This window comes from Aeromicrobium sp. REDSEA-S38_B2 (assembly GCF_001628525.1).
GTDB classification, from domain to species: Bacteria; Actinomycetota; Actinomycetes; order Propionibacteriales; family Nocardioidaceae; genus Aeromicrobium; species Aeromicrobium erythreum.
In genome coordinates this window covers 1-25,559 of record NZ_LUNH01000045.1, presented here as the reverse complement: position 1 = coordinate 25,559, position 25,559 = coordinate 1, and the positions used below count along the sequence as shown (strand labels likewise).

Here is a 25,559-nt window from a genome sequence, read left to right as displayed (position 1 = left end):
GGTTCCTTCGGTGCGGGCGTCCAGGTGAGGACAGCCTCACCATGCTAGACCCCGGACCGTTCCTCGCGGCAACGGATTCCGATGTGATCTGGCCCGAACCCCTCCCGAGCCGTCAGCGGGTGATGATCGCCAGGTCCAGGATCATCAGGGCGAGGCCGAGCAACGCGATGCCGAGACCGACGAACGGCCACGGCCAGACGGACCGTCCGGTCGTCGCGGCGCGCACGATCCGGAAGGCGCTGAACAGCACCGCCACGAGCAGCAGGACCCAGAGCAGCGCCAGGCCTCCGAAGAACAGCAGCGAGCCCTCCGGACGGCAGATGAGGGCCCCGTCGTCGGAGGAACCGCCGCAGCCGTCGGACGCCATCGCGGTGAGCGGCGCCAGCGCACCGACCGCCAACGAGCCGAGCGCGAGACCGACCCACAGCACCCCGGCGACCACGACCTCGACGATCCGCGCAGCGGTCGGCGGTTGGCGGTCCGGGGGCGGCTCGGCGACCGGCCAGGCGCCGTCCGGGGGGCTGGTCGCCATCAGGCGACGACCACCTCGACGCGCTGGAACTCCTTGAGCTCGGTGTAGCCCGTGGTGGCCATGGCGCGACGCAGGGCGCCGATGAGGTTCATCGTGCCGTCGGGGACCGACGACGGACCGAACAGCACCGACTCGAGCGAGCCGACCGTGCCGATCTCGACCCGCTTGCCACGCGGCAGCTCGTGGTGCCAGGCCTCGGCACCCCAGTGGAACCCGCGACCGGGCGCCTCGGTGGCCCGCGCGAACGGCGAGCCGATCATGACGGCGTCGGCACCGCAGGCGATCGCCTTGGCGATGTCGCCGCTGCGCCCGATCGAGCCGTCGGCGATGACGTGGACGTAGCGGCCGCCCGACTCGTCGAGGTAGTCGCGACGCGCGGCGGCCACGTCGGCCACGGCGGACGCCATGGGGACGGCCAGGCCCAGCACGGAGCGGGTGGTGTGCGCCGCGCCGCCGCCGAAGCCGACCAGGACGCCCGCCGCGCCGGTACGCATGAGGTGCAACGCGGCCTGGTAGGTGGCGCAGCCGCCGACCACGACCGGGACGTCGAGCTCGTAGATGAACTGCTTGAGGTTCAGCGGCTCGGTCTGGCTCGACACGTGCTCGGCCGAGACGGTCGTGCCACGGATGACGAACAGGTCGACGCCCGCGTCGACCACGACGTCGGCGAACTGCTTGGTGCGCTGGGGCGAGAGCGCGGCGGCCACCGTGACGCCGGCCTCGCGGATCTCGGCGAGCCGGTCCTTGATCAGCGCCGGCTTGATCGGCTCGGCGTAGATGTCCTGCAGGCGTGCCGTCGCGGCGACGGGATCGAGCGACGCGATCTCCGCGAGCAGCGGCGTCGGGTCCTCGTAGCGGGTCCAGAGGCCCTCGAGGTCGAGGACGCCGAGGCCTCCGTGGCGACCGAGCGCGATCACCGTCTCCGGGCTCATCACGCTGTCCATCGGGGCGGCGATGACGGGCAGGTCGAAGCGGTAGGCGTCGATCTGCCAGGCGGTGGAGACCTCCTCGGGGTCGCGCGTGCGCCGGCTGGGCACGATCGCGATGTCGTCGAAGGAGTACGCGCGCCGACCGCGCTTGGCGGCACCGATGTCGAGCTCAGGCATGGGTCCACCCTAGTGCCGTCGGCGACCGCCACGACCCGCCCGGCCGTGGACGCGCGCCTGGACCGACGTCGGTGGCCCTTGGCAGGATCGCTGACGTCGCCGACGATGGAGGGGTGCCGACCATGACCGACGCGCAGAGCTGGACGCTGATCATCGGGTTCCTGACCACGACCGTCGCCGTCCTGGGCCTCGTCATGACCTCCTTCCACCGCACGCTGCAGGCGGGGCTGACGGCGGTGCGGCACGAGCTGCGCGGCGAGATCGGCACCGTCCGCGTCGAGATCGACGGTCTGCGCACCGAGATGGGCACCGAGTTCCGGCGTGTCGACCAGCGGCTCGACCACCTCGACCGCGACGTGCAGGCCCTCACGCGCCACGTGTTCGACCGCCCGGAGTAGGTCTCGTCGCAGGCCCTCAGCCCGTGCGCGCCTCGGCCTCGGCGAGGTCGCGCAGGGTGAGGAGCTGGCGACGGGCCATCGGCAGGTCGCCGAGGCACAGCAGGTCGGTGAGGGGCCGCGCGCCGCGCGAGACGAGCTTGAGGAGCAGGCGGGTGCGCCCGTCGGGCAGCGGCTCGACGCGGTAGCTCATGAGCGACGGGCCGATCCGCGCGGTCAGCTCTCGACCCGGCTCGACGGCGACGACGGTGCCGACGTCGCGGCCCATGGCGTGCATGAAGTGGTCACCGGCGACCGGTTCGGGCACCTCGGATCGGACGCGGGGCGAGCGCCGGCCGAGGTTGTCGACCCAGTCGTAGGAGTAGGGCGCGAGCCTCAGCTGACGCACCCAGGCCCAGACGACGTCGAGCGGGGCGTCGACGGTGACCCCCCTCCACGCCTGCATCGGTGCCGCTGGCAGCACGGCGTCGCAGCCGAAGGCGAGGCGCGTCTCGGCATCGGTGACGCCCCAGCGCTCACCCAGCACCGGCGCGCCCCGGACCAACCCGTCTCGGACGCGCTCAGCGTCCGGCGTAGTTGGGCGCCTCGACCGTCATCTGGATGTCGTGCGGGTGGCTCTCCTTCAGGCCCGCCGACGTGATCCGCACGAAGCGGCCGAGCTCCTGCAGCTCGGGGATCGTGCGCGAGCCGACGTAGAACATCGACTGGTGCAGGCCGCCGACGAGCTGGTGCGCGACGGCACCGAGCGGGCCGCGGTAGGCCACCTGGCCCTCGATGCCCTCGGGGACGATCTTGTCGTCGCTGACGACGTCGGCCTGGAAGTAGCGGTCCTTGGAGTAGGACTTCTTGCCGCGCGAGGCCATGGCGCCGATCGAGCCCATGCCCCGGTAGGTCTTGTACTGCTTGCCGTTCATGAAGATGAGGTCGCCGGGGCTCTCCTCGCAGCCGGCGAGCAGCGAGCCGACCATGACGGTGTCGGCACCGGCCACGAGGGCCTTGGCGATGTCGCCGGAGTACTGCAGGCCGCCGTCGGCGATGACGGGGATGCCGGCGGGCTTCGCGGCGAGCGAGGCCTCGTAGACGGCGGAGACCTGCGGGACGCCGACGCCGGCGACGACGCGGGTGGTGCAGATGGAGCCCGGTCCGACGCCGACCTTGACCGCGTCGACACCGGCGTCGACGAGCGCCTGCGACCCGGCGCGCGTGGCGACGTTGCCGCCGACGACCTGGATGTCGGCGAAGTTCTTGTCGGCCTTGATGCGGCGGATCATGTCGAGCAGGAGGCGTGCGTGCCCGTGGGCGGTGTCGACGACGAGCACGTCGACACCGGCCTCACGGAGGGCGTTGGCGCGGTCCCACGAGTCGCCGAAGAAGCCGACGGCGGCGCCGACGAGCAGGCGGCCCTCGCCGTCCTTGCTGGCGAGCGGGAACTGCTCGGACTTCACGAAGTCCTTGACGGTGATGAGCCCGGCGAGGCGTCCCTCGTCGTCGACGATCGGGAGCCGCTCGCGCTTGTGCTGGCGCAGCAGGGCGGAGGCGTCCTCGCGGCTGATGCCGACCGGGCCGGTGACGAGCGGCATGGGCGTCATGACGTCGCCGACGAGCGTGCTGGCCCACTCCGCGACGGGCGTGAAGCGCAGGTCGCGGTTGGTGATGATGCCGATGAGCCGGTCGTCGGGGTCGACGACGGGCAGGCCGGAGACGCGGTACTCGCCGCAGAGCCCGTCGAGCTCCTCGAGGGTGGCCTTCGGGCCGATGGTGACCGGGTTGGGGATGATGCCGGTCTGGGTGCGCTTCACCAGGTCGACCTGGTAGCTCTGGTCCTCGATCGAGAGGTTGCGGTGCAGGATGCCGATGCCGCCCTCGCGGGCCATGGCGATGGCCATGCGCGACTCCGTGACGGTGTCCATCGCGCTCGACAGCAGCGGGATGCGCAGCGTCAGGTCGCGCGTGAGGCGTGCGGTGGTGTCGACCTCGCTGGGCACGACGTCGGTCTCGCCCGGCAGCAGCAGGACGTCGTCGTACGTGAGACCGAGACTGGCGAACTTGTCGGGGATGCCCTGCTCCATGCACCTATCCTACGACCGCCCGCCAGGGGTCCCGACCGCGTGGAGGGTGACGTCCGACGCTCGCCCCTGCCCGACGCCCCACCCCACCGCTGAGCGGCTGACGGGCCCACCCCGACGCTGGCAGGATGGCCAGGTCCGGACCACCGGGGACCGTCGGGAGGACCCATGAGCACGAGCACCGCACCCTCGCGCCTGCGCCTGCTGCCGATGCGGCCGCGCGACCCGGACGAGGACGGGCGCGTCGCCAGCACGCTCGAGCTGTTCTTCGACCTCGTGTTCGTCGTCGCCGTGAGCGTGGCCTCGGTGCAGCTGCACCACCAGCTCACCGAGGACCACGTGGTCGACGGCCTCGTCTCCTACGCGATGGTGTTCTTCGCCATCTGGTGGGCCTGGATGAACTTCACCTGGTTCGCCACGTCCTTCGCGGTCGACGACTGGCTCTACCGGGTGCTCACGTTCGTGCAGATGGCCGGCGTGCTCGTGCTGGCCGCGGGCGTCCAGCCGGTCTTCGAGGACGACGACCTGCGCCTGGTCATCGTCGGGTACGTCATCATGCGCGTCGCGATGGTCGCCCAGTGGCTGCGTGCCGCGCGCGCCGACGAGACCACGCGCCGCACGTGCCTGACCTATGCCGCGGGCATCTCCCTGGTGCAGGTGCTCTGGATCGCGGTGCTGGTGCTGCCGGGTGCCGCGGTGCCGGTCGCGTTCGTGGTGCTGCTGCTCGCCGAGCTGGCCGTGCCGGTGGTGGCCGAACGGCGGGAGACGACGCCGTGGCACCCGCACCACGTGACGGAGCGCTACGGGCTCTTCACCCTGATCCTGCTCGGCGAGAGCCTGCTCGGGTCGGCGAACGCCGTGCTCGAGGCCCTGCACGACGACACCGCGCTCGTCCCGCTGCTGTCGGTGGCGCTGCTCGCCTTCGTGACCACCGCGGCGCTCTGGTGGATCTACTTCTGGCCGCCGCACCACCGGGCGATCACGTCGCTCGCGAGCTCGCTGCGCTACGGCTACGTCCACTACGTCGTGTTCGCCGCGGCGGGCGCGCTCTCGGCGGGCATCGAGGTCGAGATCGACGTGCTCACCGACCACTCCGAGCTCACCGACGTCGCGGCGGCGTTCACGGTGACCGTCCCCGTCGCCCTCTTCGTGCTCGGGATCTGGTGGATCACGCTGCGCGACAACGCCGACGCCGTCGTCAACACCGTCGTCCCGGTCGGGGCGCTGCTGGTGCTGCTCGACCCGGTGCTGCCGATCCCGTTCGCGCTGACCTCGGTGGTGCTGGCGCTCGTGGTCGCCGTGCTGGTGGTCCGGTCGCCGACGACGTCCGCGCACGGTTGACGGGCGGAGACCTCTACAGGCCGACCTTGCCCTCGGCCCAGTAGGGCTGCGTGCGGACGGCCCGGCGGTCCAGGCCCACGACGTCGCGCAGCAGGGTCCGCTGGCGTTGGATCGCCGGCCCGTTGCCGGCCAGGTAGGCGACGGGGGCGTCCAGCAGACGCAGCGCCTCGACGTTCGCGCGCAGCCAGGCGTCGACCACGGCGCCCGGGACCTCGAGGGCGGGCAGGACGGTGGCGTCGGGCAGGAGCGCCTGCGTGGCGGCGACGTCGGGTCCGGGCACCTCCAGCACGGTCAGCAGCTCGCGACCCTCGCGCGCCGCGCGGTCGGCCATGCACAGCGCGAGGCTGATGACGGTCGCGTCACCGAGCAGCACGACGGGCCGGTCCCCGCCGAGCGCCCAGGTGAACGCCCGCGCCGACGACCACCGGCACACCTTGACCGCGTCGCCCGGCACCCACCGCTCGAGGAGGTCGTGGCCGGGAGTCGGGCCCGGGTGGTCGTGACGCTGGACGACGATCGTCAGGGCGTCGTCGACGACGCGGGCCGGGGTGTAGTGCCGGAACGCGTTGCGAGCCACCCGGAACGCGGTGACGTCGCACGGCTCGATCGTCGCGCCGTGGAAGTCGGTGCTGGCGAGGACGAGCCGGCGCAGCCCGGGCGAGAGCAGGTCGTTGGCACGCACCACGGCGTCGTGGGCCTGTGACTCGACGTAGCTCGCGAGCAGGGTCGGGGTGCGGGCCATGGGATCAGCTCCTCGCCAGGGATCGCAGGTCGTCGGCGTAGGCGTCGAGCACGTCGGCGTAGCCGCGCGCGCTCGGCGCCACCTCGAACCTCCACGGCAGGTAGGCGTCGTCGCGCGCCGCCGTGGTCCGGCCCCAGATGGGCTGGTCCTGCAGCCGCTCCAGGTGCTGGCGACCGCCGCGGGTGTCCCACAGCGCGACGTCGACGTCGTAGGTGTCGGCGTTCTCCCAGCTCAGGGCGTCCCAGTAGACGCCCTCGTCGAGGTCTCGCTCGTCGGGCACCACGACGTCGAGGCCGACCTCCTCGCGCAGGTACCGCAGGTCGCCGTAGGCCGCGGGGTTCGCAACGTAGAGCAGGTCGGGCGTCGTCGACGTCGCGACGAGGGTGGGGTCGCCCGCCGCTCGTGCGGCGGCGCGGAGCCGGTCGCTCGCCGCGACCAGTGCGGCGTGGTCGTCCTCGAAGCCGGCCGGGTCGGCCCCGAGGGCCGTCCCGAGCCGCGCGGCGTTGTCGACGATCCCCTCGACCGTCTCGCCCTCGTAGGTCACGGCGGCGATCGGGTAGGCCTTCTCGACGCGTGCCCGGGTGTCGGGATCGATGAACGAGAGCGCGTCGCCGACGTAGTGGGTCGTCACGACGAGGTCGGGGCGCGCGGTCGCCAGCGCCTCGACGTCGAGCGTCCCCGACTCCTCGGCACCGGTCACGTCGGGGACGGAGGAGAGGTCGAGGTCGGGCGACTGCAGCCCGAGGTCGGGGTCCGGGTTGTCGGGCTTGCCGAAGACCGCGACCACCCGGTCGCCGAGGCCCATGTCGGCGAGGGCGGCGGCGACGTCCTTGCTGGCCGCGATGCGCCGCGGCACCGCGTCGAGCGAGATCCTCGTGCCGAGGTCGTCCGTGAACGTCCAGGCGTCCGGGGCCTCGCCGCCTGGACCGGCGCCGCACCCGGCGACGACCAGCACGGCTGCCGCAAGGGACGCGACATGGCGCAGCGCGTTCACGACCCCAGCTTCTGCAGGTCGCCGGCGAACAGCTCGAGCATCGTCGCGTAGCCCTGCGCGCTCGGCGCGACCTCGAACCGCCAGGGCAGGTAGGCCCCGTCCTGCGCCGCCCGGACCTTGTTCCACACCGGCTGCTGCTCGAGGGCCTCGAGGTTCTTGTCGCCCCCACGGGTGTCCCACAGGGCGACGTCGGCGTCGTAGGCGTCCGCCTGCTCCCAGCTGACGGAGTCCCAGTAGTCGCCTTCGTCGAGGTCCTTTTCCGCCGGACGCACCACGTCGAGGCCGATCTCGTCGGACAGGTAGGTCAGGTCCGCGTACGCGGGCGGGTTGGCGACGTAGAGCAGCTCCGGTGTCGTCGACGTGGCGATGATCGTCGGGTCACCCGCCGTGCTCGCGGCGCTGCGGACGAGGTCGCCGGCCTTCGCCAGGGCGGCGTGGCCCGCCTCGAAGTCGGCCTCGTCGGCACCGAGGGCGAGGGCGAGGCGCTCGCTGTTCTCGATCACCCCGTCGACGGTCTCCTTCTCGAGGTTGATCGCGGCGAGGTCGTAGGTGCCGCCCAGCCGCTTCGCGACGTCGGGCGAGAGGTACCAGTAGTCGCCGGAGCCGTAGGTGGTGGTCACGATCAGGTCGGGCTCGAGAGCGGCCAGCTCCTCGAGCTCGACCGCACCGTACTCGCCGCCCGTGACGTCGGGCAGCGTGCTGACGTCGAGCTCGGGCGACTGCAGCCCGAGGTCGGGGTCGGGGTTCGTCGGCTCGCCGAAGACGCCGACGACACGGTCGCCGAGCCCCATGTCGGCGAGCGCGGCAGCGACACCCTTGTAGGCGACGATCCGCTCGGGCACCGCGTCGAGGCTGATCCTCGTGCCCATGTCGTCCGTGAAGGACCAGCCCTCCTCGGACCCGTCGGACGAGCCGCCGCTGCAGGCCGTCGCCAGGAGCAGCGCGACGGCCGTCAGCGCGGCCTGCAGCGGGCGTCTCATCGGGTGTACTTCTCCAGGCCGTCGGCGAAGCGGTCGAAGACGTCGGCGTAGGCCTGGGCCGACGGCGGCGCCACGGACGTCCATGGGATGTAGGCGTCGTTCTTGGCGGCCGTGGTCTTGCCCCAGACCGGCTCCTTCTTCAGCGCGGCGAGGCCGGCGCTGCCGATGCGGTCGTCCCAGTAGGCGATGTCCGCGTCATACGTGTCGGCCTTCTCCCAGCTCAGGGACTCGAAGTAGCCACCCTCGTCGGGATTCTTCGGCGTCACGATGTCCAGGCCGATCTCGTCGCGGTAGTACTTGAGGTCGGGGCTGACGTCGGGGTTGGAGACGTAGAACAGGTCCGGGGAGTAGGACACGGCCAGGATGGACGGCTTCGCCCCCTCGGCCACGTCGGTCAGGCGCTGCTTGGCGGCGTCGAAGGCCTCCTGGCCCTTCTCGCCGGCGTCGTCGGACGCGCCGAGGGCCTTCGCGGCCTTCTCGGTCGACTCGATGATCTGCGGCAGCGTCTTGCCGTCGAAGCTGATGACGAGCGTCTGGTACTGCTTGTCGAGCTTGGTCTGCGCGTCCTTGTTGATGTACCAGAGGTCGGGCTCGACGTAGGAGCTGGTGACGATGAGGTCGGGCTTGAGGCCGGCCATCTTCTCGAGGTCGATGTCGCCGTACTCGCCCTCGCCGGTCACGTCCTCGACGGAGTCGACGTCGAGGCCGGCGGCCTGGCTGTCGACGTCGCCGTCGGCGTTCTTCACCGGGCCGAAGACGCCGACGATCTTGTCGCCGAGGCCGAGGTCGGTGAGGGCCGCGGCGACCGACGACTGCGCGACGATCCGCTCGGGCGCCTTGCCGAGCTCGAGCTTGGTGCCGAGGTCGTCGGTGTAGGTCCAGGCCTGGTCGGAGGAGGCGTCGTCGGAGGACGAGCCGCAGGCGGCGAGGGGGAGGGCGAGGGCCACGGCGACGGCTGCGGCGAGGCGTCGGGGCGTGAACGTGCGTCGGATCATGGAGGGGAGCCTAACCTAGGTCAGCCTTACCTGAGCAAGGGATGTCCCAGGCGACCGACGTGAGGTGGACCACCCGTGAGGTCGGGGTGTCGGCCGCCGGACGGTCGATGCTCGACAGCGGTCCCCATCGGGCGCACGATGGGGACGTGGACCGCAGCAGCGTCGTCGTCTCGCGCGAGGTCACCGCCTCGCCCTCGGTGGTGTTCGGCCTGCTCGCCGACCCGCGGCGCCACCCCGAGATCGACGGCTCGGACATGGTGCGCGCCGACGACGGCGCCTCCCCCGTCACCGCCGTCGGACAGGTGTTCCGGATGCACGTCCACCACCCGCGCGCCGGCGACTACCGCACCGACAACCTCGTCACACGTTTCCTGCGCGACGTCGAGGTGGCCTGGCGCACCGGACCGGTCGACGGCACCCCGCCGGGCTGGGAGTGGCGGTGGCGCGTCGACGCGACGGCCGCGGGAAGCCTGGTGTCGCTCACCTACGACTGGTCCGACGTCGACGACCCCGAGATCCACCGCAGGGTCGGGGGCTTCCCCGCCGTCCCCGTGACCGCGCTCGAGCGGACGCTCGAGCGTCTCGAGGCGGTCGTCGCATGACCCTCCACCGGCGCTCCAGGCCCGAAGGGATCAGCGTCGGCCAGCCGCGAGGAGCTCCTCGACCGTCACCAGCTTGACCCGCGGGCGTCCGGACGCGCGGCCGGCGTCGACCTCGTGGCGCTCGATGGCGCGCACCCCCGGGGCCTGGACGAGGTCGGGCTGACGCTTGCGCAGGAGCCGGGCGAACGCGCGTCCCGACCGGGCAGGGCGGGGCAGTCGGTGCTCCGCGGCGTCGGCCAGCAGGGTCGTGACGGTCTCTCCGGCGCAGATGCGGTTCGCGCCGATGCCGCCCGTCGACCCGCGCTTCGCCCAGCCGACCACGTAGGCGCCGGGGACGGCCTCGCCCGTGGCCGGGTCGACGACGCGTCCGTCGGCGTTCGGGATGATGCCGCGCTCGGCGTCGAACGGCAGGCCCGGCACGGGGCGGCCGCGGCGCCCGATGGAGCTGACGAGCAGGCGGGTGGGCGCCTCGACCTCGCCGTCGGGTCCGGACACGGTCACCGACGCGAGGGTCGCGTCGCCGTGCGCGGCGACGACGCGTCGACCGAAGGCGAGCACGAGCCGGCGACCGGGGCCCGGCTCGCTCGACCAGTCACTGCGCACCCGGCGACGGTCGGCGAGCAGCGCCGCCTTCGATCCGGGCGCAGCAGCGTCGAGCGTGGCGACGGTGGCGGCGTCGTCCTCGACGACGAGCTCGATGCCGTCGGGCAGGGTGAGCAGCTCCGGACGCGTGAACGCCGACTCCTCCGGTCCACGGCGGCCGAGGAGGACGACCTCGCGCACGTCGCCGCGCCGGATGGCCTCGAGGGCGTGGTCGGCGATCTCCGTGCCGGCGAGCCGCTCGGGGTCGCTCAGCAGGATGCGGGCGATGTCGAGCGCAACGTTGCCGTTGCCGACGACGAACACGCGCGCGCCGTCGACGCGGATCGCGTCGCCGGGGACCTCGGGGTCGCCGTTGTACCAGGAGACGGTCTCGGTGGAGCCGTGCACGCCGTCGAGGTCCTCGCCCTCGATGCCGAGCCGACGGTCCTCGGGCGCGCCGATCCCGTAGACGACGGCGTCGTGGTGCTCGAGCAGCTCGGCGTGGCTGACGTGGCGGCCGACCTCGACGTTCATGAACAGCGAGGTGCGCGGGTGCTCGTACGTCCAGGAGAACGTGTCGCCGACCCGCTTGGTCTCGCCGTGGTCGGGGGCCACGCCCGCGCGGAGCAGACCGCCGGGCACCGGCAGACGGTCGACGAAGGAGACGTCGGCGTCGGTCGCGGCGAGCAGCTCGCGGGCGGCGTAGGTGGCTGCCGGACCTGTGCCGACGACCGCCACGCGCAGGCCGGTGGGGACGCCGGGGCGCACCCGGGCGTGCGTCTGCTCCTTCGCGACCGCTCGGTCGGGGCGCTCGGCGTAGTAGGCGGCGTTGAGCTCGGCGAAGACCTCCTCGCCTCCGCGGAGGATCTCGATCGGCTTGATGGCCGAGGCGGGGCAGGCGTCGGCGCACGCGCCGCAGTCGATGCAGGCGCGCGCGTCGACGTAGAGGATGTCCGTGTGGCCGAAGTCGGGCTCGCCCGGGGTCGGGTGGATGCAGTCGACGGGGCAGACCTCGACGCAGGACGCGTCGGAGCAGCAGCTCTGGGTGATCGCGAAGGGCATGGGCGGATCAGAGCATGTGGACGCGGCGGTAGAGCCGCTTGGCCGCAGGCGTCAGCAGGCCCGCCTCGGACAGGAAGTCCATGAGGTGGACGCACGACAGGCGCATGAGCGCATGGTGGTGCTCGTTGTTCTTGGCCGCCGCGACGGCCTCCTTCACGTCGAGACCGGCCTCGGCGTACACGTCGGGCTGCACCAGGCTCTTGACGATGAAGTAGCCGACGCTGGCGATCTGCAGCGCGCTGGCCTTGCGCCGCACCTCGGAGATGCCGCGCATCGCCTCGATGGTCTCGTGACGCGCGAACTTCATGTGGCGCGACTCCTCGACCACGTGGATCTTGCAGATCGTCTTGACCTGCGGGGCGACCGACGCACCGCGCATCCAGTCGCGCTGCATGACGTCGAGGACCTCCTCGGCGACGAGGATGGAGGTGTAGGCCACCTCGTTGCGCGCGGTCAGCTTGAGCAGCTTGGCCGCCTGGTGCAGACGCGGGTGCGGCAGGTAGGAGCGGCCGGCGATCAGCTGCGCACCCTTGGCGAACATGATCGAGTGGCGGCACTCGTCGGCGATCTCGGTCAGCGCGAACTGGAACTCGCTGCTCGCGTAGTCCTTGTCGTAGATGTCGACGAGGAGCATCTGCTGGAGCAGCATCTCGAACCAGATGCCGATGCTCGCGACGCTGGCGGCCTCGTGACGCGTGAGGGTCGCGCGCTGCTCCGGGCTCATGCGCTCCCAGATGTCGGTGCCGTACAGCGTGCACCACTCCGGGTTCACGCCGTCGTGCAGCGGGTCGAGCGGGGCGTCCCAGTCGACCTCCTTCTCGGGGTCGTACGAGAGCTGGGCCGACGAGGAGAGCAGACGCTCGAGCACACCGTCGCGCTCGACCTCGGCGCGGAAGGCGGCGGCGTCCTGCTCCGGGCTGGGTGCGGTGATCGTCATGGTGGGACTCCTCGACTCGACAGCGATGATGTGACATCGGGAGTGTCACATCCGTACCCACGGTATGCCCGGGGTGGCGGAAGCGCAAGAGACACACGTCACCCGCCGTTCGTCCCCGCGCCTCGTCGAGGATTCCCAGGTGGACCTGGGAATCCGCGATCAGCACGGAGAGCTTTCCGTGCGCCGCTGAGATGTCCGTGCCTCGCGGGAGATTCCCAGGTCGACCTGGGAATCTGCGGACTGCGGGTCAGCGCTGGGCGTCGAGGAAGGTGCGGGCGAGCGGGGCGGGGGCGCGGGCGAGCCAGGCGTCCTCGACGGCCGCCGCGAGCCGTGCGGGGTCGACGACGTCGAGCTCGACGAGGTAGCCGGGGTGGTGGGTTAGGTGCTCGATGGTGAACAGGCCGGGCGCGCCCTCGCCGAGGATGGCGTCGCGCTCGGCGAGGTCCTCGGTGCGCAGGCCGACGATGTCGCCCTGGGGCACGCGAGCGTCGCCGAGGCGTCGCAGGTCGGCCTGCGTGAAGGGCCGCACCCAGCAGAACACCGCCTTGTCCACGAACCAGGCGCGGTTGCGGAACGTGGTGCCCTCGCTCACCGACGGCAGGGCGGTGCACAGACGCTCGACGTCGGCGAGGGTGGGCACGGGTCCAGCGTCGTGCGGGGCGGTCGGCCCGTCAACCCTCGCCGAGCCTCGTCGACCCCTCTCCCCCACCCCAGGACGCGACGAGGCCCGCCGTCCCGGGGGGACGACGGGCCTCGGTCGTGGTGCGGCTGACTCAATGGCTGTGCCCGGCGTGGGCGTCACCCTCGTCGTCGGCGGGCTTGTCGGCCACGAGCGTCTCGGTCGTGAGCAGCATGGCGGTGATCGACGCGGCGTTGGCCAGCGCGGAGCGCGTGACCTTGACCGGGTCGAGGATGCCCTGCGCGAGCAGGTCGCCGTACTCGCCGGTGGCGGCGTTGTAGCCCTCGCCGCTCTCGCGGACCTTGGACACGACGACCTCGCCGGAGACGCCGCCGTTGCGGGCGATCCACTCCAGCGGGGCGTCGGCGCCGATGCGCACGATGCGCACGCCGACACCCTCGTCGCCGGTGAGGCCGAGGTCGTCGTCGAGCACGGACACGGCGTGGACGAGGGCGGAGCCGCCGCCGGCGACGATGCCCTCCTCGATGGCCGCGCGGGTCGCCGAGACGGCGTCCTCGATGCGGTGCTTCTTCTCCTTCAGCTCCACCTCGGTGGCGGCGCCGACCTGGATGACGCACACGCCGCCGGCCAGCTTCGCGAGCCGCTCCTGCAGCTTCTCGCGGTCCCAGTCGGAGTCGGTGAGCTCGATCTCGGCCTTGATCTGGTTGACGCGGCCCTCGACCTCGGCAGCGTCGCCGCCGCCGTCGATGATCGTCGTGTCGTCCTTGGTGACGACCACGCGTCGGGCGGTGCCGAGCACCTCGAGGCCGACCTGGTCGAGCTTGAGGCCGACGTCGGGGGTGACGACGGTCGCGCCGGTGAGGGTCGCGATGTCCTGGAGCATCGCCTTGCGGCGGTCGCCGAACGCGGGCGCCTTGACGGCGACCGAGGTGAACGTGCCGCGGATCTTGTTGACGACCAGGGTCGAGAGCGCCTCGCCCTCGACGTCCTCGGCGATGATGAACAGGCTCTTGTTGGCCGCGATGACCTTCTCCAGCAGCGGGAGCAGCTCGGCGACCGAGCTGATCTTGCCCTGGTTGACGAGCACGTAGGGGTCGTCGAGGACGGACTCCATGCGCTCGGTGTCGGTGACCATGTAGGGCGACAGGTAGCCCTTGTCGAACTGCATGCCCTCGGTGAAGTCGAGCTGCGTGCCGAGGGAGTTGGACTCCTCGACGGTGATGACGCCGTCCTTGCCGACCTTGTCGAACGCCTCGGCGATGAGCTCGCCGATGTGCGCGTCGCGCGAGGAGACGGTGGCGACGTCGGTCATGTCCTTGATGTCGTCGACGTCGCGGGCGACCTCGTGCAGGCGCTCGGAGACGGCCTTGACGGCGGCCTCGATGCCCTTCTTGAGGCCGACCGGGTTGGCGCCGGCGGCGACGGCGCGCAGGCCCTCGTGGACCATCGCCTGGGCGAGCACGGTGGCCGTGGTGGTGCCGTCACCGGCGACGTCGTTCGTCTTGGTGGCGACCTCCTTGGCGAGCTGGGCGCCGAGGTTCTCGAACGGGTCGTCGAGCTCGACCTCACGGGCGACGGTGACGCCGTCGTTCGTGATGGTGGGGGCGCCCCACTTCTTGTCGAGCACGACGTAGCGGCCCTTGGGGCCGAGGGTGACCTTGACGGTGTTCGCGAGGGCGTCGACGCCGCGCTCGAGCGCGCGGCGTGCGTCCTCGTCGAACTCGAGGATCTTGGGCATGATGATGCCTTCCTACGAAACGACTGAATGGTGGTGTCCGGCGGGAGCCGGAGGTGGCGCGTCAGCACGGTCCTGACGCGCATGGGGCCCGACCGGCAAGGCGCGTGAGCGACGGCGACCCGTTCTTGGTCGTCGAGCGAGCAGCAACGCCGCCGGTCGGGAGCCCAGGTGCGTCAGGAGACGACGGCGAGGACGTCGCGGGCGGAGAGGATGAGGAACTCCTCGCCCGAGTACTTGACCTCGGTTCCCCCGTACTTGCTGAAGATGACCTTGTCGCCGACGTTGACGTCGAGCGGGACGCGGTTGCCGGAGTCGTCGATGCGGCCGGGGCCGACCGCGACGACCTCGCCCTCCTGGGGCTTCTCCTTGGCGGTGTCCGGGATGACGAGCCCGGAGGCGGTGGTCTGCTCGGCCTCGACGGCCTTGATGACGAGACGATCCTCGAGCGGCTTGATGGTGACCGACACTGGTCGACCTCCCCTTCAACGATGTGGTGAGTGACGGATGTACGTGATGGGTGTGCACGCCGTCGCGGGGGCCGTGCACGGGTTGGCAGTCTCAGGGTTCGAGTGCCAGTTCAGAATCTAGCACTCACCCCTCTCGAGTGCTAAGGGGTGTTCGCGGGCGGCGGACACGCGTCGTCGAGCCCGGCGGGGGTGCCGGGCCGTGGGCGGCGGGATGCCCCGCCTGCCACGATGGCGTCGTGGACCTGGTGACGTTCGAGCGGCTGCAGACCGACGAGGGTCGGGCGCTGGTGGCGGAGGTGCACGAGGGCGCGGGCCGGGAGTCCGATCTCGCGCTCGGCACGCGGCTGCGCAAGGTGCACGACGTGGAGCTGGTGGCGGCGGCGGTGACGCAGAACCACCTGCGGGGGCTGGCGCGGGCCAAGCTGGGCGACGACGCGGCCGCCATGTTCTTCACGCACGACGCGCTGCAGCAGGCGACGCGTGGCACGGTCGCGACGCTGCGCGCCGAGCGTCTGGCTGCGTCGGGGGCGTCCGCGGTGCTCGACCTCGGCTGCGGCATCGGGTCCGACCTCGTCGCGTTCGCGCGGGCCGGGCTGCGGGTGCGCGGTGTCGACCGCGACCCGGTGCGTGCTGCGATCGCCTCGGCGAACCTGCGTGCGCTCGGGCTCGAGGGTGAGGTGGTGTGCGCCGACGCGGCCGACGTCGTGCCGACCGCGTCGGAGGTGGTGTTCCTCGACCCCGCCCGTCGCGACGACCGTGGGCGGGTGTTCGACCCGGAGGCGATGAGTCCGCCGTGGTCGGTGGTCGAGGAGCACCTGTCGGGGCGCGCCGTGGTGAAGACGCTGCCGGGGATCCCGCACGCGCTCGTCCCCGACGGCGTGGAGGCGGAGTGGGTCAGCGACGGGGGCGACCTCGTCGAGGCGTGCCTGTGGGGTGCGGGGCTCGACCTGACCGACCGCGCGCCGCGGCGGGCGTCGGCACTGCCCGGCCCGCACGAGCTGACCGGCGACGGCGCGCCCGGTGACGTCGGCGAGCTCGGCGGCTGGCTCCACGAGCCCGACGACGCGGTGATCCGCTCCGGCCTGGTGGGGGCGCTGGCCGAGGAGCTCGACGGGCAGCTGGTCGACCCGCGGATCGCGTGGGTGACGACCGACGTCGAGGTGCGGCACCCGCTGGCCCGATCGTTCCGCGTCGTGGCGGAGCTGCCGTTCCGCGAGAAGCAGCTGAAGGCCGCCTTGGTCGCGCGCGACGTCGGCACCCTGACCGTGAAGAAGCGCGGCGTCGACGTCGTGCCCGAGGTGCTCGTGCGCCGCCTGCGCCTGAAGGGCTCGCAGCGCGCCACGGTCGTGCTGACGCGCGTGGACGACAAGGCCGTCGCCCTCCTCGTCGACCCCCTCCCCCGCTGACCGTCGTCGCGCAGGGCCCGCGCGGACCCCGCAGCACAGGACCGTTTGCGTGGGGCCCCACGTAAACCGGCTCGCCCCACCGCAAACATGCGCCTGATCCGCACGTTTGCGTGGGGCCCCACGCAAACGTGCTCACGGCGTGGGGGTGGGGCGGGCGGGCCTAGGGTGGGGGCGTGCGCATCGACCTGAACGCCGACGTCGCCGAGTCGCCGGACGACCTCGCCCTCCTCGACGTGGTCACGAGCGCGAACGTCTGCTGCGGGGCCTACGCGGGGGGCGAGGAGCTCATGCTCGACGCGTGCGAGCGTGCCGTCGAGCGGGGGGTCGTCGTGGGCGCACAGGTCGGCTACCCCGACCGCGAGGGGTTCGGCCGACGACCGCAGGAGCCGACCGACGACGAGCTCGTCGCGACCCTGCGCGAGCAGCTCGACCTGCTCGCCGAGGTCGCCGACGCCGTGGGCGCGCGCGTGGCCTACGTCAAGCCGCACGGCGCGCTCTACAACACCGTCGTGCACGACGAGCAGCAGGCGGCGGCGGTCGTCGAGGCGGTGGCGCCGTACGGCCTCCCGTTGCTCGGCCTGCCGGGCGCCGCGAGTCTCCGCCTGGCCGCCGCCGACGGGCTGCAGGTCGTCGCCGAGGGCTTCGCCGACCGTGCCTACACGCCCGACGGGCTCCTGATGCCGCGCTCCGAGCCGGGCGCCGTGCTCACCGACGTCGACGCGGTCGCCGCCCAGGCGCTGCGCCTCGCCCCGCAGGTCGACTCGCTCTGCGTGCACGGCGACTCCCCCGGCGCCCTCGACCTCGCGCGTGCGGTGCGTGCCGCGCTGGCCGACGCCGGGCACCACGTCACGCCCTTCGCATGAGGGTGCTGGCGTGCGGGGACGACGCGGTCCTGCTCGACTGCGCCGACCTCGACGACGCCCGCCGGCGCCACGCGGCGCTCGTCGACCACCCCGACGTGACGGAGGCGGTGCTCGGCGCGCGCACCGTGCTGCTCCGCGGCCACCCCGCGACCCTGCGCACGCTGGCCAGGAGCACCCCGCCGGCGGACGACGTCGCCCCACCCGACGCCCGCGAGCACGTCGTGCCGGTCCGCTACGACGGCCCCGACCTCGCCGACGTCGCGCAGCGCACCGGTCTCGACGAGGACGCGGTGGTGGCCGCGCACACCGGCACGCCCTGGACGGTCGCGTTCGGCGGGTTCGCGCCCGGCTTCGCCTACCTGGTGGGCGGCGACCCCCGCCTCGTCGTGCCACGTCGCGCGACGCCCCGCGCCAGCGTCCCGGCGGGCGCCGTCGGTCTCGCCGGGGAGTTCAGCGGCATCTACCCCCGCGCGTCCCCCGGGGGGTGGCAGCTGCTCGGCACCACCGACGTGACTCTCTTCGACCTCGCACGCACGCCCGCCGCCCTCCTCGCGCCGGGCGACACCGTGCGCTTCACCGTCGCTGACCGTGACGTTCCGGCCCCCGACGACACCGATCCGGGGCCACATCGTCACGGTCAGCGGGGTGGAGAGGCGTCGTGAGCCTGACAGTGATCTCGGCGGGCCCGCTCACGCTCGTCGAGGACGACGGCCGACCCGGCCTGGCGAGCCAAGGCGTGGGGCCCTCCGGCGCCTTCGACCGACGCGCGACGCACCAGGCGCGGGCGCTCGTCGGCGACGCCGGGCGTGGCACCGCCGTCCTCGAGGTGCTCGGTGGCGGGCTCGTCCTGCGCGCCGACGCGGCCCATGTCGTCGCGGTGACCGGCGCGGTCGGCCCGGTGCTCGTCGACGCGACCCCGGTCGACCACGGCCGACCGCTGGTCCTGCGCGCGGGGCAGGTGCTGGAGCTCGGCGGGGTCGAGGTCGGCCTGCGGGCCTACGTGGCCGTGGGCGGCGGCCTCGACGTGCCCCCGACACTCGGCTCGCGCAGCGCCGACGTGCTCGCCCGCCTCGGGCCAGCCGCCCTGGCCGACGGCGACGTCCTGGAGGTCGGGAGCCCGCGGGTGCCGCACGGCGGACCGCCCGTCCCGAGCCTCCTCACGCCCGGCACCACGACGGTCGACGTCGTGCTCGGCCCCCGCGACGACTGGTTCACCCGCGACGCGCTGGCCGGCTTCCTGAGCACCGCCTGGACCGTGTCGCCGCGCTCGGACCGCATCGGTGTCCGCCTGGACGGTGCGCCGCTCGAGCGCAGGGTCGACGGCGAGCTGGCGAGCGAGCCCGTCGTGCGCGGCAGCGTGCAGGTGACGTCGGCCGGGCTGCCCGTGGTGCTCGGCCCCGATCACCCGGTCACGGGCGGCTATCCCGTCCTGGGCGTCGTCACCGCCGACGGCGTGGACCGCTTGGCGCAGGTGCGACCCGGTGACGCGGTGCGGTTCCGGCGCGCCCCCAGGCCCTGACCGTCGCCTGCGGCACCATCGGAACATGAGGCCCACCCACCGCCCCGTCGAGGACGGGGTCGCGACCGACCTGGCCGGCGAGTCGACGTACGGCTCCTACCTGCGGCTCGACCTGCTGCTCGCGGCGCAGCAGCCGGTGACCGACCACCACGACGAGATGCTGTTCGTCGTCCAGCACCAGGTGACCGAGCTGTGGCTCAAGCAGCTGGTGCACGAGCTGCGCTCGGCGATCGCGCTGGTCGACGCCGACCAGCTCGCCCCGGCGCTGAAGCGGCTCGCGCGCGTGAAGGCGGTGCAGCGGCAGATGTTCGAGCAGTGCGGGGTGCTCGAGACGCTCACCCCCGTCGAGTACCTGCAGTTCCGCGACGCCCTCGGGCGGGCGTCGGGGTTCCAGTCGGCGCAGTACCGGACCGTGGAGTTCCTGCTGGGCAACAAGAACCCGGCGATGGTGAAGGTCTTCGACCACGAGCCCGTCACGCGCGACCAGCTCGCGGCCGACCTCGCCGCCCCGAGCCTGTACGACACCTTCCTGGCCTACCTCTCGCGCCACGGACACGCCGTGCCGCGCGAGGTGCTGGACCGCGACCTCACGCAGCCGTACGTGCCGCACCCGGACGTCGTGGAGGTCTTCCGCCGCGTGTACGCCGACCCCGAGACGCACTGGGAGGTCTACGAGACCTGCGAGGAGCTGGTCGACGTCGAGGAGGGGTTCCACCTCTGGCGCTTCCGCCACCTCAAGACCGTGCAGCGCATCATCGGCCACAAGCGCGGCACCGGCGGCTCCAGCGGCACCACGTTCCTGCAGCGCGCCCTGGAGCTCACGTTCTTCCCCGAGCTCCAGGACGTCCGCACCGCCCTCTGATCGCCCCCGGCGGTCAGAGGGGGGCGGCCGGCAAGGAGCTCAGCGTCGGAGCACCTTCCGCGCGGCTGCGTTGGCCGCGAACTGCCCGAGCTGCACGAGGACGACGACGACGGCGATCGCCGTCCAGGTCACCCACGGGTCGAACTGGCGGTAGCCGTAGGTCAGCGCGAAGTTGCCCAGCCCGCCGCCGCCCACGGTGCCGACGACGGCCGTCATGTCGACGACCGCGACGAAGGCGAACGCGTACCCGAGGATGAGCGGGCCGAACGCCTCGGGCAGCAGGACGGTGAGCACCACGCGCGTGCGGCTGGCGCCCATCGCCCGGGCGGCCTCGAGCACGCCGGGCGGCACGCTGACGAGGTTCTGCTCGACGATGCGGCCGATGCCGAACGCGGCGCCGAAGACGACGGCGATGATGGCCATCGTGTTGCCGATGCCCGTGCCGACCACGGCGCGCGCGATGGGCTGCAGGCCCACCGCGAGCAGGATGAACGGGATCGGTCGGAAGGTGTTGACGACGACGTTGAGCAGCACGTTGACCACGCGGTTCGGTGCGATCCCGCCGGCGCGGGTGACGTACAGGGTCGTTCCGATGAGGAGCCCGAGCAGCCCGCCGATCGTCAGGCCTCCCGCGACGAGGTAGAGGGTCTCCCACAGGGCGGTGAGCAGCTCGGAGCGGAGCTCGAGGACGCGGTCCATCACGCCACCTCCCGCGTCTCGACGAGCGCGGACACCGCGCCCACCGCCTCGTCGACGCGGGCCGGGTCGCCGCGCAGCTCGAGCGTGAGGTGCCCGAACGCCCGACCACGCACCTGCTCGACGCCGCCGTGGACGAGCTCGAACTCGACGTCGCGCCGTACGAGCTCGGCGAACACCGCGCTCTGGCTGACGCTCTCGTCGCGGAAGGACACCGTCACGAGACGGCCGTCGTGGCGTCGACGGATGGCCTCGACGGTGCGCTCGTCGGGCACGTCCTCGACGAGGGTGCGCACGAACCGCTGCGTGGCCGGGTGCTGCGGCCGCGAGAACACGCCGAACGCGTCGCCCTGCTCGACGACACGACCGGCCTCCATCACCACCACGCGATCGGCGATGGAGCGCACGACGTCCATCTCGTGGGTGATGACGAGGATCGTGACGCCGAGGTCGGCGTTGACGCGGCGCAGCAGGTTGAGCACGTCGACCGTGGTCTCCGGGTCGAGCGCGCTGGTGGCCTCGTCGGCGAGCAGGATGGCGGGTCGGGTGGCGAGCGCACGGGCGATGCCCACACGCTGCTTCTGCCCGCCCGACAGCTGCTCGACGTGGGTGTGCGCCTTGTCGGCGAGCCCGACGAAGGTCAGCAGCTCGACGATCCGCTGGTGTCGTTCCTCGCGCGGCACCCCTGCGACGACGAGCGGGTACTCGACGTTGCCGTAGACGGTGCGCGACGTGAACAGGTTGAACTGCTGGAAGATCATGCCGATGCCGCGGCGCACCTGCTGCAGCCTCCGTTCGGACAACCCGACGATCTCGGTGCCGTCGACGCGGATGGAGCCGGACGTGGCGGGCTCGAGCGCGTTGACGAGGCGCACGAGGGTCGACTTCCCGGCGCCGGAGTAGCCGACGATGCCGACGATCTCGCCGGCCTCGACGGACAGGTCGACCTCGCGCACGGCGTGCACCGGCTCGGCACCCTTGCGGGCCGGCGGGTACGTCTTCGTGACGTCCCGGATCTCGATGAGAGCCATCATTCCTCCTGCACGACGACGGGCCCCACGACGTCGCGTCGCGGGGCCCGTGCGTGGCTCACTTCTGGTCGGCGGTCTGCTGCTCGGTCTTCTTCAGCGCGGCGACGAGCTGGTCGACGGGCGTCTTCAGCAGCACGGCCGTGTCGCCCGAGACCTCCTGCACGCCGTCGGTCACGGCCTTCGTGTCCTGGTAGACCTCGACGAGCTTCTTGACCGACGGGTCGTCGGCCTCGTCCGCCCGTGCGGCGAAGACGTTGACGTAGGGCAGCGCGTTCGGGTCCGACGGGTCGTCCTGGGCGATCGCGTCGGAGAACGTCAGGCCGGCCTTCTCGACGAAGTCGTTGTTGACGATCGCGGCGGCGACGTCGTCGAGCGACGTGGCGGTCACGTTGGCGTCCAGGGCCGTCACCTTCACGCGCGAGGCGCTGGTGTCGACGTCGGCGAGGTCGGAGAAGATCGTGCCGCCGTCCTTGAGCTCGATGAGTCCGGCGGACTGCAGCACGAGCAGGCCGCGGGCCTGGTTGCTGGCGTCGTTCGGGACGGCCACGGTCGCGTCGTCGGGGATGTCGGCGACGTCGGTGTACTTCTTGGAGTACAGGCCGAGCGGGTAGATGGCCGTGGCGCCGACCGGCACGAGGTCCTGGTCGTTGGAGACGTTGTAGTCGGCGAGGTAGACGATGTGCTGGAACTGGTTGAGGTCCAGGTCGCCCTCGGCGACGGCCGGGTTCGGCTGCGCGTAGTCGGTGAAGTCGACGATGTCGACGTCGAGGCCGGCCTTCTTCGCGGCCTTCTCGTACTCGGCCCAGTAGGGGTCGCTGGCGCCGACGACGCCGATCCGCCAGGTCTTGGAGTCGTCGGCGGACTCGTCGGCACCGCCACGGGTGGCGAGGAAGATGACGACGGCGGCGACGACGACCGCGAGCGCGACGATGATGGCGACGAGACGGCCGCGACGCTTCGGGGCCTCGATGACGGGGGTGGGCTCGGACACGACGAGCTCCTTCCTGCGGGGTGACCGCACGGGGTGGGGGACGTGCCGCCGGGGTGGGGCGACCCGTGCACGCTACGGCGGGGTGCTGCACCGTCCGGACGGGTGACCAGCATGCGAGAACGGCACGGCGTCGGCGTCGCCGACTGGTAGCGGGCGGACTCAGGGGCGGTCGTCGTAGCTCCAGGCGACGTCGTCGCGCACCACCCGGGCGGGCGTGCCGGCAACGACGCTGTGGGCCGGCACCTTCTGTCCCCGGACCACCGCGCGCATGCCCACGACGGCACCGTCGCCGACGTCGGCGTGGCCCGTGACGACCGCGTCCTTGCACAGCCACACGTGGCGGCCGAGCCGGATGCTCGCGCCGAAGGGGTTGAGCCGCTCCCCTGTGGCGCGGTCCTCGAGCCGGTGCATGTCGTCGGTGGCCACGTAGACGTCGGCCGCCCACAGCTGCTCGGGCAGGGCCACCACGCTGCCACCGTTGCGCGCGTCAACGACCGCGCAGCGGGTGGCGACGAGGGGCCCGTGCAGCACGATGCTGGACCCGCCGCCGCAGTAGACCTCCCCGGCGGTGAGCTCGCAGCCCGCGTCGACGAAGACGGTGGCACCGTCGCCGCCGACGAGGAGCGACGCGATGCTGCGCAGCGCGGACCCGACGGCCACGACGACGTCGCGCACGGGGAACAGGGTCAGCTGCTCGAGCACCTTCGGGGGCAGCAGGGCACCGTCGGCCAGGTAGAGCGCGTTGTCGCAGTCGTGCCACCACGTCGGGACGCCGTCGCGCACCCGGGTCCAGGTCTGCGCGTCGACGGCGTCGACGTCGGCCCCGGCGGCGCGCAGGCGTTCGCGGTGCTCGGGGGCCAGACCCACGTTCGGTTCCACCCGAGCATCCTGCCAGGGCCTGGGCCCGTCACGGTGCGGGACGCTCCACCCGCTCGATCAGCTCGTGCGGCGCCTGCACGCAGTACGACTCGACGAGCAGCTCGCGCAGCTCGTCGAGGTCGGGCTCGTGCAGGGCGTCGTCGAGCACCAGGCCGACGACGTCGCCGCTGCGCCCGACCCGGAAGTACGGCGGGCCGAGGTGCTCGAACGCGGCCACCTCGTCCATCGGGGCACGGAACGTGATCCGGAGCAGGCCGTCCTCGCCCCCGAAGAGGTGCGCGACGTGGGCGCCACGCACGACCCAGCGGACGCCGGTCCAGGCGCGCTCGCGCCGCGCCTCGGGCAGCGGGTCGAGCACGCGCCCGACGCGCTCGAGCCAGACGTCGGGGACGGGTGCGCGAGCCACGTGCCCCACCCTGGCACGGGCCGCCGACATCCGGTCGCGGCACGAGACGCGAGAGGGCCCCGACCGGCGAACCGGTCGGGGCCCTCGTCGTCAGCGGCGAGGCGCAGGGCTCAGAAGCCCATGCCGCCCATGTCGCCCATGTCGGGGGCGCCACCACCGGCCGGAGCGGGCTCCGGCTTGTCGGCGACGACGGCCTCCGTCGTGAGGAACAGCGCCGCGATCGAGGCGGCGTTCTGCAGCGCGGAGCGCGTGACCTTAGCGGGGTCGATGATGCCCTCGCCGATGAGGTCGACGTACTCGCCCGTGGCGGCGTTGAGGCCGTGGCCCGGCTCGAAACCGGCGACCTTCTCCGCCACGACGCCGCCCTCGAGGCCGGCGTTGACGGCGATCTGCTTCAGCGGGGCCGACGCAGCGGTGCGCACGATGTTCGCACCGGTAGCCTCGTCACCCTCGAGCTGCAGCTTCTCGAACACGGCCGCGGTGGCCTGGACGAGCGCCACGCCACCACCGGCGACGATGCCCTCCTCGACGGCCGCCTTCGCGTTGCGCACGGCGTCCTCGATGCGGTGCTTGCGCTCCTTGAGCTCGACCTCGGTGGCCGCGCCGACCTTGATGACGGCCACGCCGCCGGCCAGCTTGGCGAGGCGCTCCTGCAGCTTCTCGCGGTCGTAGTCGGAGTCGCTGTTCTCGATCTCCGCACGGATCTGGTTGACCCGGCCGGCGATCTGGTCCTGCGAGCCGCCGCCCTCGACGATGGTCGTCTCGTCCTTGGTCGTGACGACCTTGCGCGCGGTGCCGAGCAGCGAGATGTCGGCGTTCTCGAGCTTGAGGCCGACCTCCTCGCTGATGACCTCGCCGCCGGTGAGGATGGCGATGTCGGCCAGCATGGCCTTGCGGCGGTCACCGAAGCCGGGGGCCTTGATGGCGACCGACTTGAAGGTGCCGCGCATCTTGTTGACGATCAGGGTGGCCAGCGCCTCGCCCTCGACGTCCTCGGCGATGATCGCGAGCGGCTTGCCCGACTGCATGACCTTCTCGAGCACCGGGACGAAGTCCTTGACCGAGCTGATCTTGCTGTTGACGATGAGGATGTAGGGGTCCTCGAGGACCGTCTCCATGCGCTCGGGGTCGGTGACGAAGTAGCCCGACAGGTGACCCTTGTCGAAGCGCATGCCCTCGGTGAGCTCGAGGTCGAGGCCGAACGTGTTCGACTCCTCGACCGTGATGACGCCCTCCTTGCCGACCTTGTCCATGGCCTCGGCGATGATCTCGCCGACCGTGGTGTCGGCGGCCGAGATGGACGCGGTGGAGGCGATCTGCTCCTTGGTCTCGACGTCCTTGGCCATGCCGAGCAGCTGGCTGCTGATGGCCTCGACGGCGGTCTCGATGCCCTTCTTCAGGCCCATCGGGTTGGCGCCGGCGGCCACGTTGCGCAGACCCTCGCGCACGAGCGCCTGGGCCAGGACGGTGGCCGTCGTGGTGCCGTCGCCGGCGACGTCGTCGGTCTTCTTGGCGACCTCCTTGACGAGCTCGGCGCCGATCTTCTCGTAGGGGTCCTCGAGCTCGATCTCCTTGGCGATGGACACACCGTCGTTGGTGATCGTGGGGGCGCCCCACTTCTTCTCCAGCACGACGTTGCGGCCCTTGGGGCCGAGCGTCACCTTGACGGCGTCGGCAAGCTGGTTCATGCCGCGCTCGAGGCCGCGGCGGGCCTCCTCGTTGAACGC

The 25,559-nt window shown here is 72.2% G+C and carries 27 protein-coding genes; 8 read left to right on the top strand and 19 right to left on the bottom strand.

Features of this window, described 5'->3' with window-relative positions; translation table 11 throughout:
* Positions 1–112: 112 nt before the first annotated feature.
* Both A6Q81_RS10710 and A6Q81_RS10705 read right to left on the bottom strand, forming a co-directional pair.
* A complete protein-coding gene (locus A6Q81_RS10710) occupies positions 113–532 on the bottom strand; it encodes a hypothetical protein (protein WP_286690424.1) in 420 nt (139 codons plus the stop codon).
* Positions 532–1,638 (bottom strand): GuaB3 family IMP dehydrogenase-related protein, encoded by a 1,107-nt coding sequence (locus A6Q81_RS10705; RefSeq protein ID WP_067854215.1) that lies wholly within the window; start codon positions 1,636–1,638, stop codon positions 532–534. Before A6Q81_RS10705 ends, A6Q81_RS10710 begins: the two co-directional genes overlap by 1 nt.
* A 113-nt stretch (positions 1,639–1,751) precedes the next feature.
* On the opposite strand from A6Q81_RS10705, the gene A6Q81_RS10700 reads away from it, so the two are divergent.
* On the top strand, positions 1,752–2,036 hold the full coding sequence (locus tag A6Q81_RS10700; protein WP_286690423.1) for a hypothetical protein: 285 nt from the start codon (positions 1,752–1,754) through the stop codon (positions 2,034–2,036).
* 16 nt (positions 2,037–2,052) lie between these two features.
* On the opposite strand, the gene A6Q81_RS10695 is transcribed toward A6Q81_RS10700, so the two are convergent.
* Together A6Q81_RS10695 and guaB are read right to left on the bottom strand one after the other, a co-directional pair.
* Complete coding sequence (locus A6Q81_RS10695; RefSeq protein ID WP_286690422.1) at positions 2,053–2,559, bottom strand: SRPBCC family protein; 507 nt, start codon at positions 2,557–2,559, stop codon at positions 2,053–2,055.
* A gap of 34 nt (positions 2,560–2,593) precedes the next feature.
* On the bottom strand, positions 2,594–4,102 hold the full coding sequence (gene guaB, locus A6Q81_RS10690; RefSeq protein ID WP_286690421.1) for an IMP dehydrogenase: 1,509 nt from the start codon (positions 4,100–4,102) through the stop codon (positions 2,594–2,596).
* Between the two features lie 165 nt (positions 4,103–4,267).
* Between guaB and A6Q81_RS10685 the strand changes: the two genes are divergently transcribed.
* Entirely contained in the window at positions 4,268–5,440 is a 1,173-nt protein-coding gene (locus A6Q81_RS10685) for a low temperature requirement protein A (protein ID WP_286690420.1), read from the top strand.
* Between the two features lie 13 nt (positions 5,441–5,453).
* Here the strand turns inward: A6Q81_RS10685 and A6Q81_RS10680 are convergent, their stop codons facing one another.
* From A6Q81_RS10680 to A6Q81_RS10665, 4 genes are read right to left on the bottom strand one after another with little or no spacing between them, the layout of a single operon-like run.
* A complete protein-coding gene (locus A6Q81_RS10680) occupies positions 5,454–6,182 on the bottom strand; it encodes a siderophore-interacting protein (protein ID WP_286690419.1) in 729 nt (242 codons plus the stop codon).
* A gap of 4 nt (positions 6,183–6,186) precedes the next feature.
* Entirely contained in the window at positions 6,187–7,176 is a 990-nt protein-coding gene (locus A6Q81_RS10675) for an ABC transporter substrate-binding protein (protein ID WP_286690418.1), read from the bottom strand.
* Positions 7,173–8,156, bottom strand: a complete 984-nt coding sequence (locus tag A6Q81_RS10670) for an ABC transporter substrate-binding protein (RefSeq protein WP_286690417.1) — start codon at positions 8,154–8,156, stop codon at positions 7,173–7,175. Before A6Q81_RS10670 ends, A6Q81_RS10675 begins: the two co-directional genes overlap by 4 nt.
* The gene (locus A6Q81_RS10665) at positions 8,153–9,151 is read right to left on the bottom strand and encodes an ABC transporter substrate-binding protein (protein WP_286690416.1); all 999 of its coding nucleotides are present in this window, start codon (positions 9,149–9,151) and stop codon (positions 8,153–8,155) included. Before A6Q81_RS10665 ends, A6Q81_RS10670 begins: the two co-directional genes overlap by 4 nt.
* A gap of 146 nt (positions 9,152–9,297) precedes the next feature.
* On the opposite strand from A6Q81_RS10665, the gene A6Q81_RS10660 reads away from it, so the two are divergent.
* Positions 9,298–9,753: an SRPBCC family protein gene (locus A6Q81_RS10660; RefSeq protein ID WP_286690415.1), complete on the top strand. Its 456-nt coding sequence runs from the start codon at positions 9,298–9,300 to the stop codon at positions 9,751–9,753.
* 30 nt (positions 9,754–9,783) lie between these two features.
* Here the strand turns inward: A6Q81_RS10660 and A6Q81_RS10655 are convergent, their stop codons facing one another.
* The 5 genes from A6Q81_RS10655 to groES form a co-directional block, all read right to left on the bottom strand.
* Positions 9,784–11,397 carry an FAD-dependent oxidoreductase gene (locus tag A6Q81_RS10655; RefSeq protein ID WP_286690414.1) on the bottom strand — a complete coding sequence of 538 codons (1,614 nt, stop codon included), beginning with the start codon at positions 11,395–11,397 and terminating at the stop codon, positions 9,784–9,786.
* Positions 11,398–11,404: 7 nt separating this feature from the next.
* A complete protein-coding gene (locus A6Q81_RS10650; protein WP_067854184.1) occupies positions 11,405–12,334 on the bottom strand; it encodes an AurF N-oxygenase family protein in 930 nt (309 codons plus the stop codon).
* 247 nt (positions 12,335–12,581) lie between these two features.
* Positions 12,582–12,974 (bottom strand): MmcQ/YjbR family DNA-binding protein, encoded by a 393-nt coding sequence (locus A6Q81_RS10645; RefSeq protein ID WP_286690413.1) that lies wholly within the window; start codon positions 12,972–12,974, stop codon positions 12,582–12,584.
* A gap of 133 nt (positions 12,975–13,107) precedes the next feature.
* A complete protein-coding gene (gene groL, locus A6Q81_RS10640; RefSeq protein ID WP_067854178.1) occupies positions 13,108–14,712 on the bottom strand; it encodes a chaperonin GroEL in 1,605 nt (534 codons plus the stop codon).
* Positions 14,713–14,885: 173 nt separating this feature from the next.
* Positions 14,886–15,179, bottom strand: coding sequence for a co-chaperone GroES (gene groES / locus A6Q81_RS10635; protein ID WP_067854175.1), 294 nt, complete (start codon positions 15,177–15,179; stop codon positions 14,886–14,888).
* Positions 15,180–15,415: 236 nt separating this feature from the next.
* Between groES and A6Q81_RS10630 the strand changes: the two genes are divergently transcribed.
* The 5 genes from A6Q81_RS10630 to A6Q81_RS10610 all read left to right on the top strand — a co-directional run bounded on the left by A6Q81_RS10630 (position 15,416) and on the right by A6Q81_RS10610 (position 19,829).
* Positions 15,416–16,585: a class I SAM-dependent methyltransferase gene (locus A6Q81_RS10630; protein WP_286690412.1), complete on the top strand. Its 1,170-nt coding sequence runs from the start codon at positions 15,416–15,418 to the stop codon at positions 16,583–16,585.
* A 173-nt stretch (positions 16,586–16,758) separates the two neighbouring features.
* Entirely contained in the window at positions 16,759–17,448 is a 690-nt protein-coding gene (locus A6Q81_RS10625) for a 5-oxoprolinase subunit PxpA (RefSeq protein WP_286690411.1), read from the top strand.
* Positions 17,445–18,110 carry a 5-oxoprolinase subunit B family protein gene (locus A6Q81_RS10620; RefSeq protein WP_286690410.1) on the top strand — a complete coding sequence of 222 codons (666 nt, stop codon included), beginning with the start codon at positions 17,445–17,447 and terminating at the stop codon, positions 18,108–18,110. The genes A6Q81_RS10625 and A6Q81_RS10620 overlap by 4 nt, the downstream gene beginning before the upstream one ends.
* Positions 18,107–18,967, top strand: coding sequence for a 5-oxoprolinase subunit C family protein (locus tag A6Q81_RS10615; RefSeq protein WP_286690409.1), 861 nt, complete (start codon positions 18,107–18,109; stop codon positions 18,965–18,967). Before A6Q81_RS10620 ends, A6Q81_RS10615 begins: the two co-directional genes overlap by 4 nt.
* Positions 18,968–18,992: 25 nt before the next feature.
* On the top strand, positions 18,993–19,829 hold the full coding sequence (locus A6Q81_RS10610; RefSeq protein WP_286690408.1) for a tryptophan 2,3-dioxygenase: 837 nt from the start codon (positions 18,993–18,995) through the stop codon (positions 19,827–19,829).
* Between the two features lie 39 nt (positions 19,830–19,868).
* On the opposite strand, the gene A6Q81_RS10605 is transcribed toward A6Q81_RS10610, so the two are convergent.
* The 6 genes from A6Q81_RS10605 to groL (A6Q81_RS10580) all read right to left on the bottom strand — a co-directional run.
* Complete coding sequence (locus A6Q81_RS10605; RefSeq protein ID WP_286690407.1) at positions 19,869–20,528, bottom strand: methionine ABC transporter permease; 660 nt, start codon at positions 20,526–20,528, stop codon at positions 19,869–19,871.
* The gene (locus tag A6Q81_RS10600; RefSeq protein WP_286690406.1) at positions 20,528–21,556 is read right to left on the bottom strand and encodes a methionine ABC transporter ATP-binding protein; all 1,029 of its coding nucleotides are present in this window, start codon (positions 21,554–21,556) and stop codon (positions 20,528–20,530) included. The genes A6Q81_RS10605 and A6Q81_RS10600 overlap by 1 nt, the downstream gene beginning before the upstream one ends.
* 58 nt (positions 21,557–21,614) lie before the next feature.
* Positions 21,615–22,547: a MetQ/NlpA family ABC transporter substrate-binding protein gene (locus A6Q81_RS10595; RefSeq protein WP_067854156.1), complete on the bottom strand. Its 933-nt coding sequence runs from the start codon at positions 22,545–22,547 to the stop codon at positions 21,615–21,617.
* Between the two features lie 159 nt (positions 22,548–22,706).
* A complete protein-coding gene (locus tag A6Q81_RS10590) occupies positions 22,707–23,426 on the bottom strand; it encodes an acyltransferase (RefSeq protein ID WP_067854154.1) in 720 nt (239 codons plus the stop codon).
* Positions 23,427–23,454: 28 nt separating this feature from the next.
* Positions 23,455–23,832, bottom strand: coding sequence for an MmcQ/YjbR family DNA-binding protein (locus A6Q81_RS10585; protein ID WP_286690405.1), 378 nt, complete (start codon positions 23,830–23,832; stop codon positions 23,455–23,457).
* A gap of 110 nt (positions 23,833–23,942) precedes the next feature.
* On the bottom strand, positions 23,943–25,559 hold a 1,617-nt coding region (gene groL, locus A6Q81_RS10580), incomplete at its 5' end, for a chaperonin GroEL (RefSeq protein WP_286690404.1).

What these genes read in the sequence shown, in the direction of transcription:
- A6Q81_RS10710 (WP_286690424.1), bottom strand. Translation starts at nt 532, where the DNA reads ATGGCGACCAGCCCCCCGGACGGCGCCTGGCCGGTCGCCGAGCCGCCC.
- A6Q81_RS10705 (WP_067854215.1), bottom strand. Translation starts at nt 1,638, where the DNA reads ATGCCTGAGCTCGACATCGGTGCCGCCAAGCGCGGTCGGCGCGCGTAC.
- guaB (WP_286690421.1), bottom strand. Translation starts at nt 4,102, where the DNA reads ATGGAGCAGGGCATCCCCGACAAGTTCGCCAGTCTCGGTCTCACGTAC.
- A6Q81_RS10685 (WP_286690420.1), top strand. Translation starts at nt 4,268, where the DNA reads ATGAGCACGAGCACCGCACCCTCGCGCCTGCGCCTGCTGCCGATGCGG.
- A6Q81_RS10680 (WP_286690419.1), bottom strand. Translation starts at nt 6,182, where the DNA reads ATGGCCCGCACCCCGACCCTGCTCGCGAGCTACGTCGAGTCACAGGCC.
- A6Q81_RS10670 (WP_286690417.1), bottom strand. Translation starts at nt 8,156, where the DNA reads ATGAGACGCCCGCTGCAGGCCGCGCTGACGGCCGTCGCGCTGCTCCTG.
- A6Q81_RS10665 (WP_286690416.1), bottom strand. Translation starts at nt 9,151, where the DNA reads ATGATCCGACGCACGTTCACGCCCCGACGCCTCGCCGCAGCCGTCGCC.
- A6Q81_RS10655 (WP_286690414.1), bottom strand. Translation starts at nt 11,397, where the DNA reads ATGCCCTTCGCGATCACCCAGAGCTGCTGCTCCGACGCGTCCTGCGTC.
- A6Q81_RS10650 (WP_067854184.1), bottom strand. Translation starts at nt 12,334, where the DNA reads ATGACGATCACCGCACCCAGCCCGGAGCAGGACGCCGCCGCCTTCCGC.
- groL (WP_067854178.1), bottom strand. Translation starts at nt 14,712, where the DNA reads ATGCCCAAGATCCTCGAGTTCGACGAGGACGCACGCCGCGCGCTCGAG.
- A6Q81_RS10620 (WP_286690410.1), top strand. Translation starts at nt 17,445, where the DNA reads ATGAGGGTGCTGGCGTGCGGGGACGACGCGGTCCTGCTCGACTGCGCC.
- A6Q81_RS10610 (WP_286690408.1), top strand. Translation starts at nt 18,993, where the DNA reads ATGAGGCCCACCCACCGCCCCGTCGAGGACGGGGTCGCGACCGACCTG.
- A6Q81_RS10605 (WP_286690407.1), bottom strand. Translation starts at nt 20,528, where the DNA reads ATGGACCGCGTCCTCGAGCTCCGCTCCGAGCTGCTCACCGCCCTGTGG.
- A6Q81_RS10600 (WP_286690406.1), bottom strand. Translation starts at nt 21,556, where the DNA reads ATGGCTCTCATCGAGATCCGGGACGTCACGAAGACGTACCCGCCGGCC.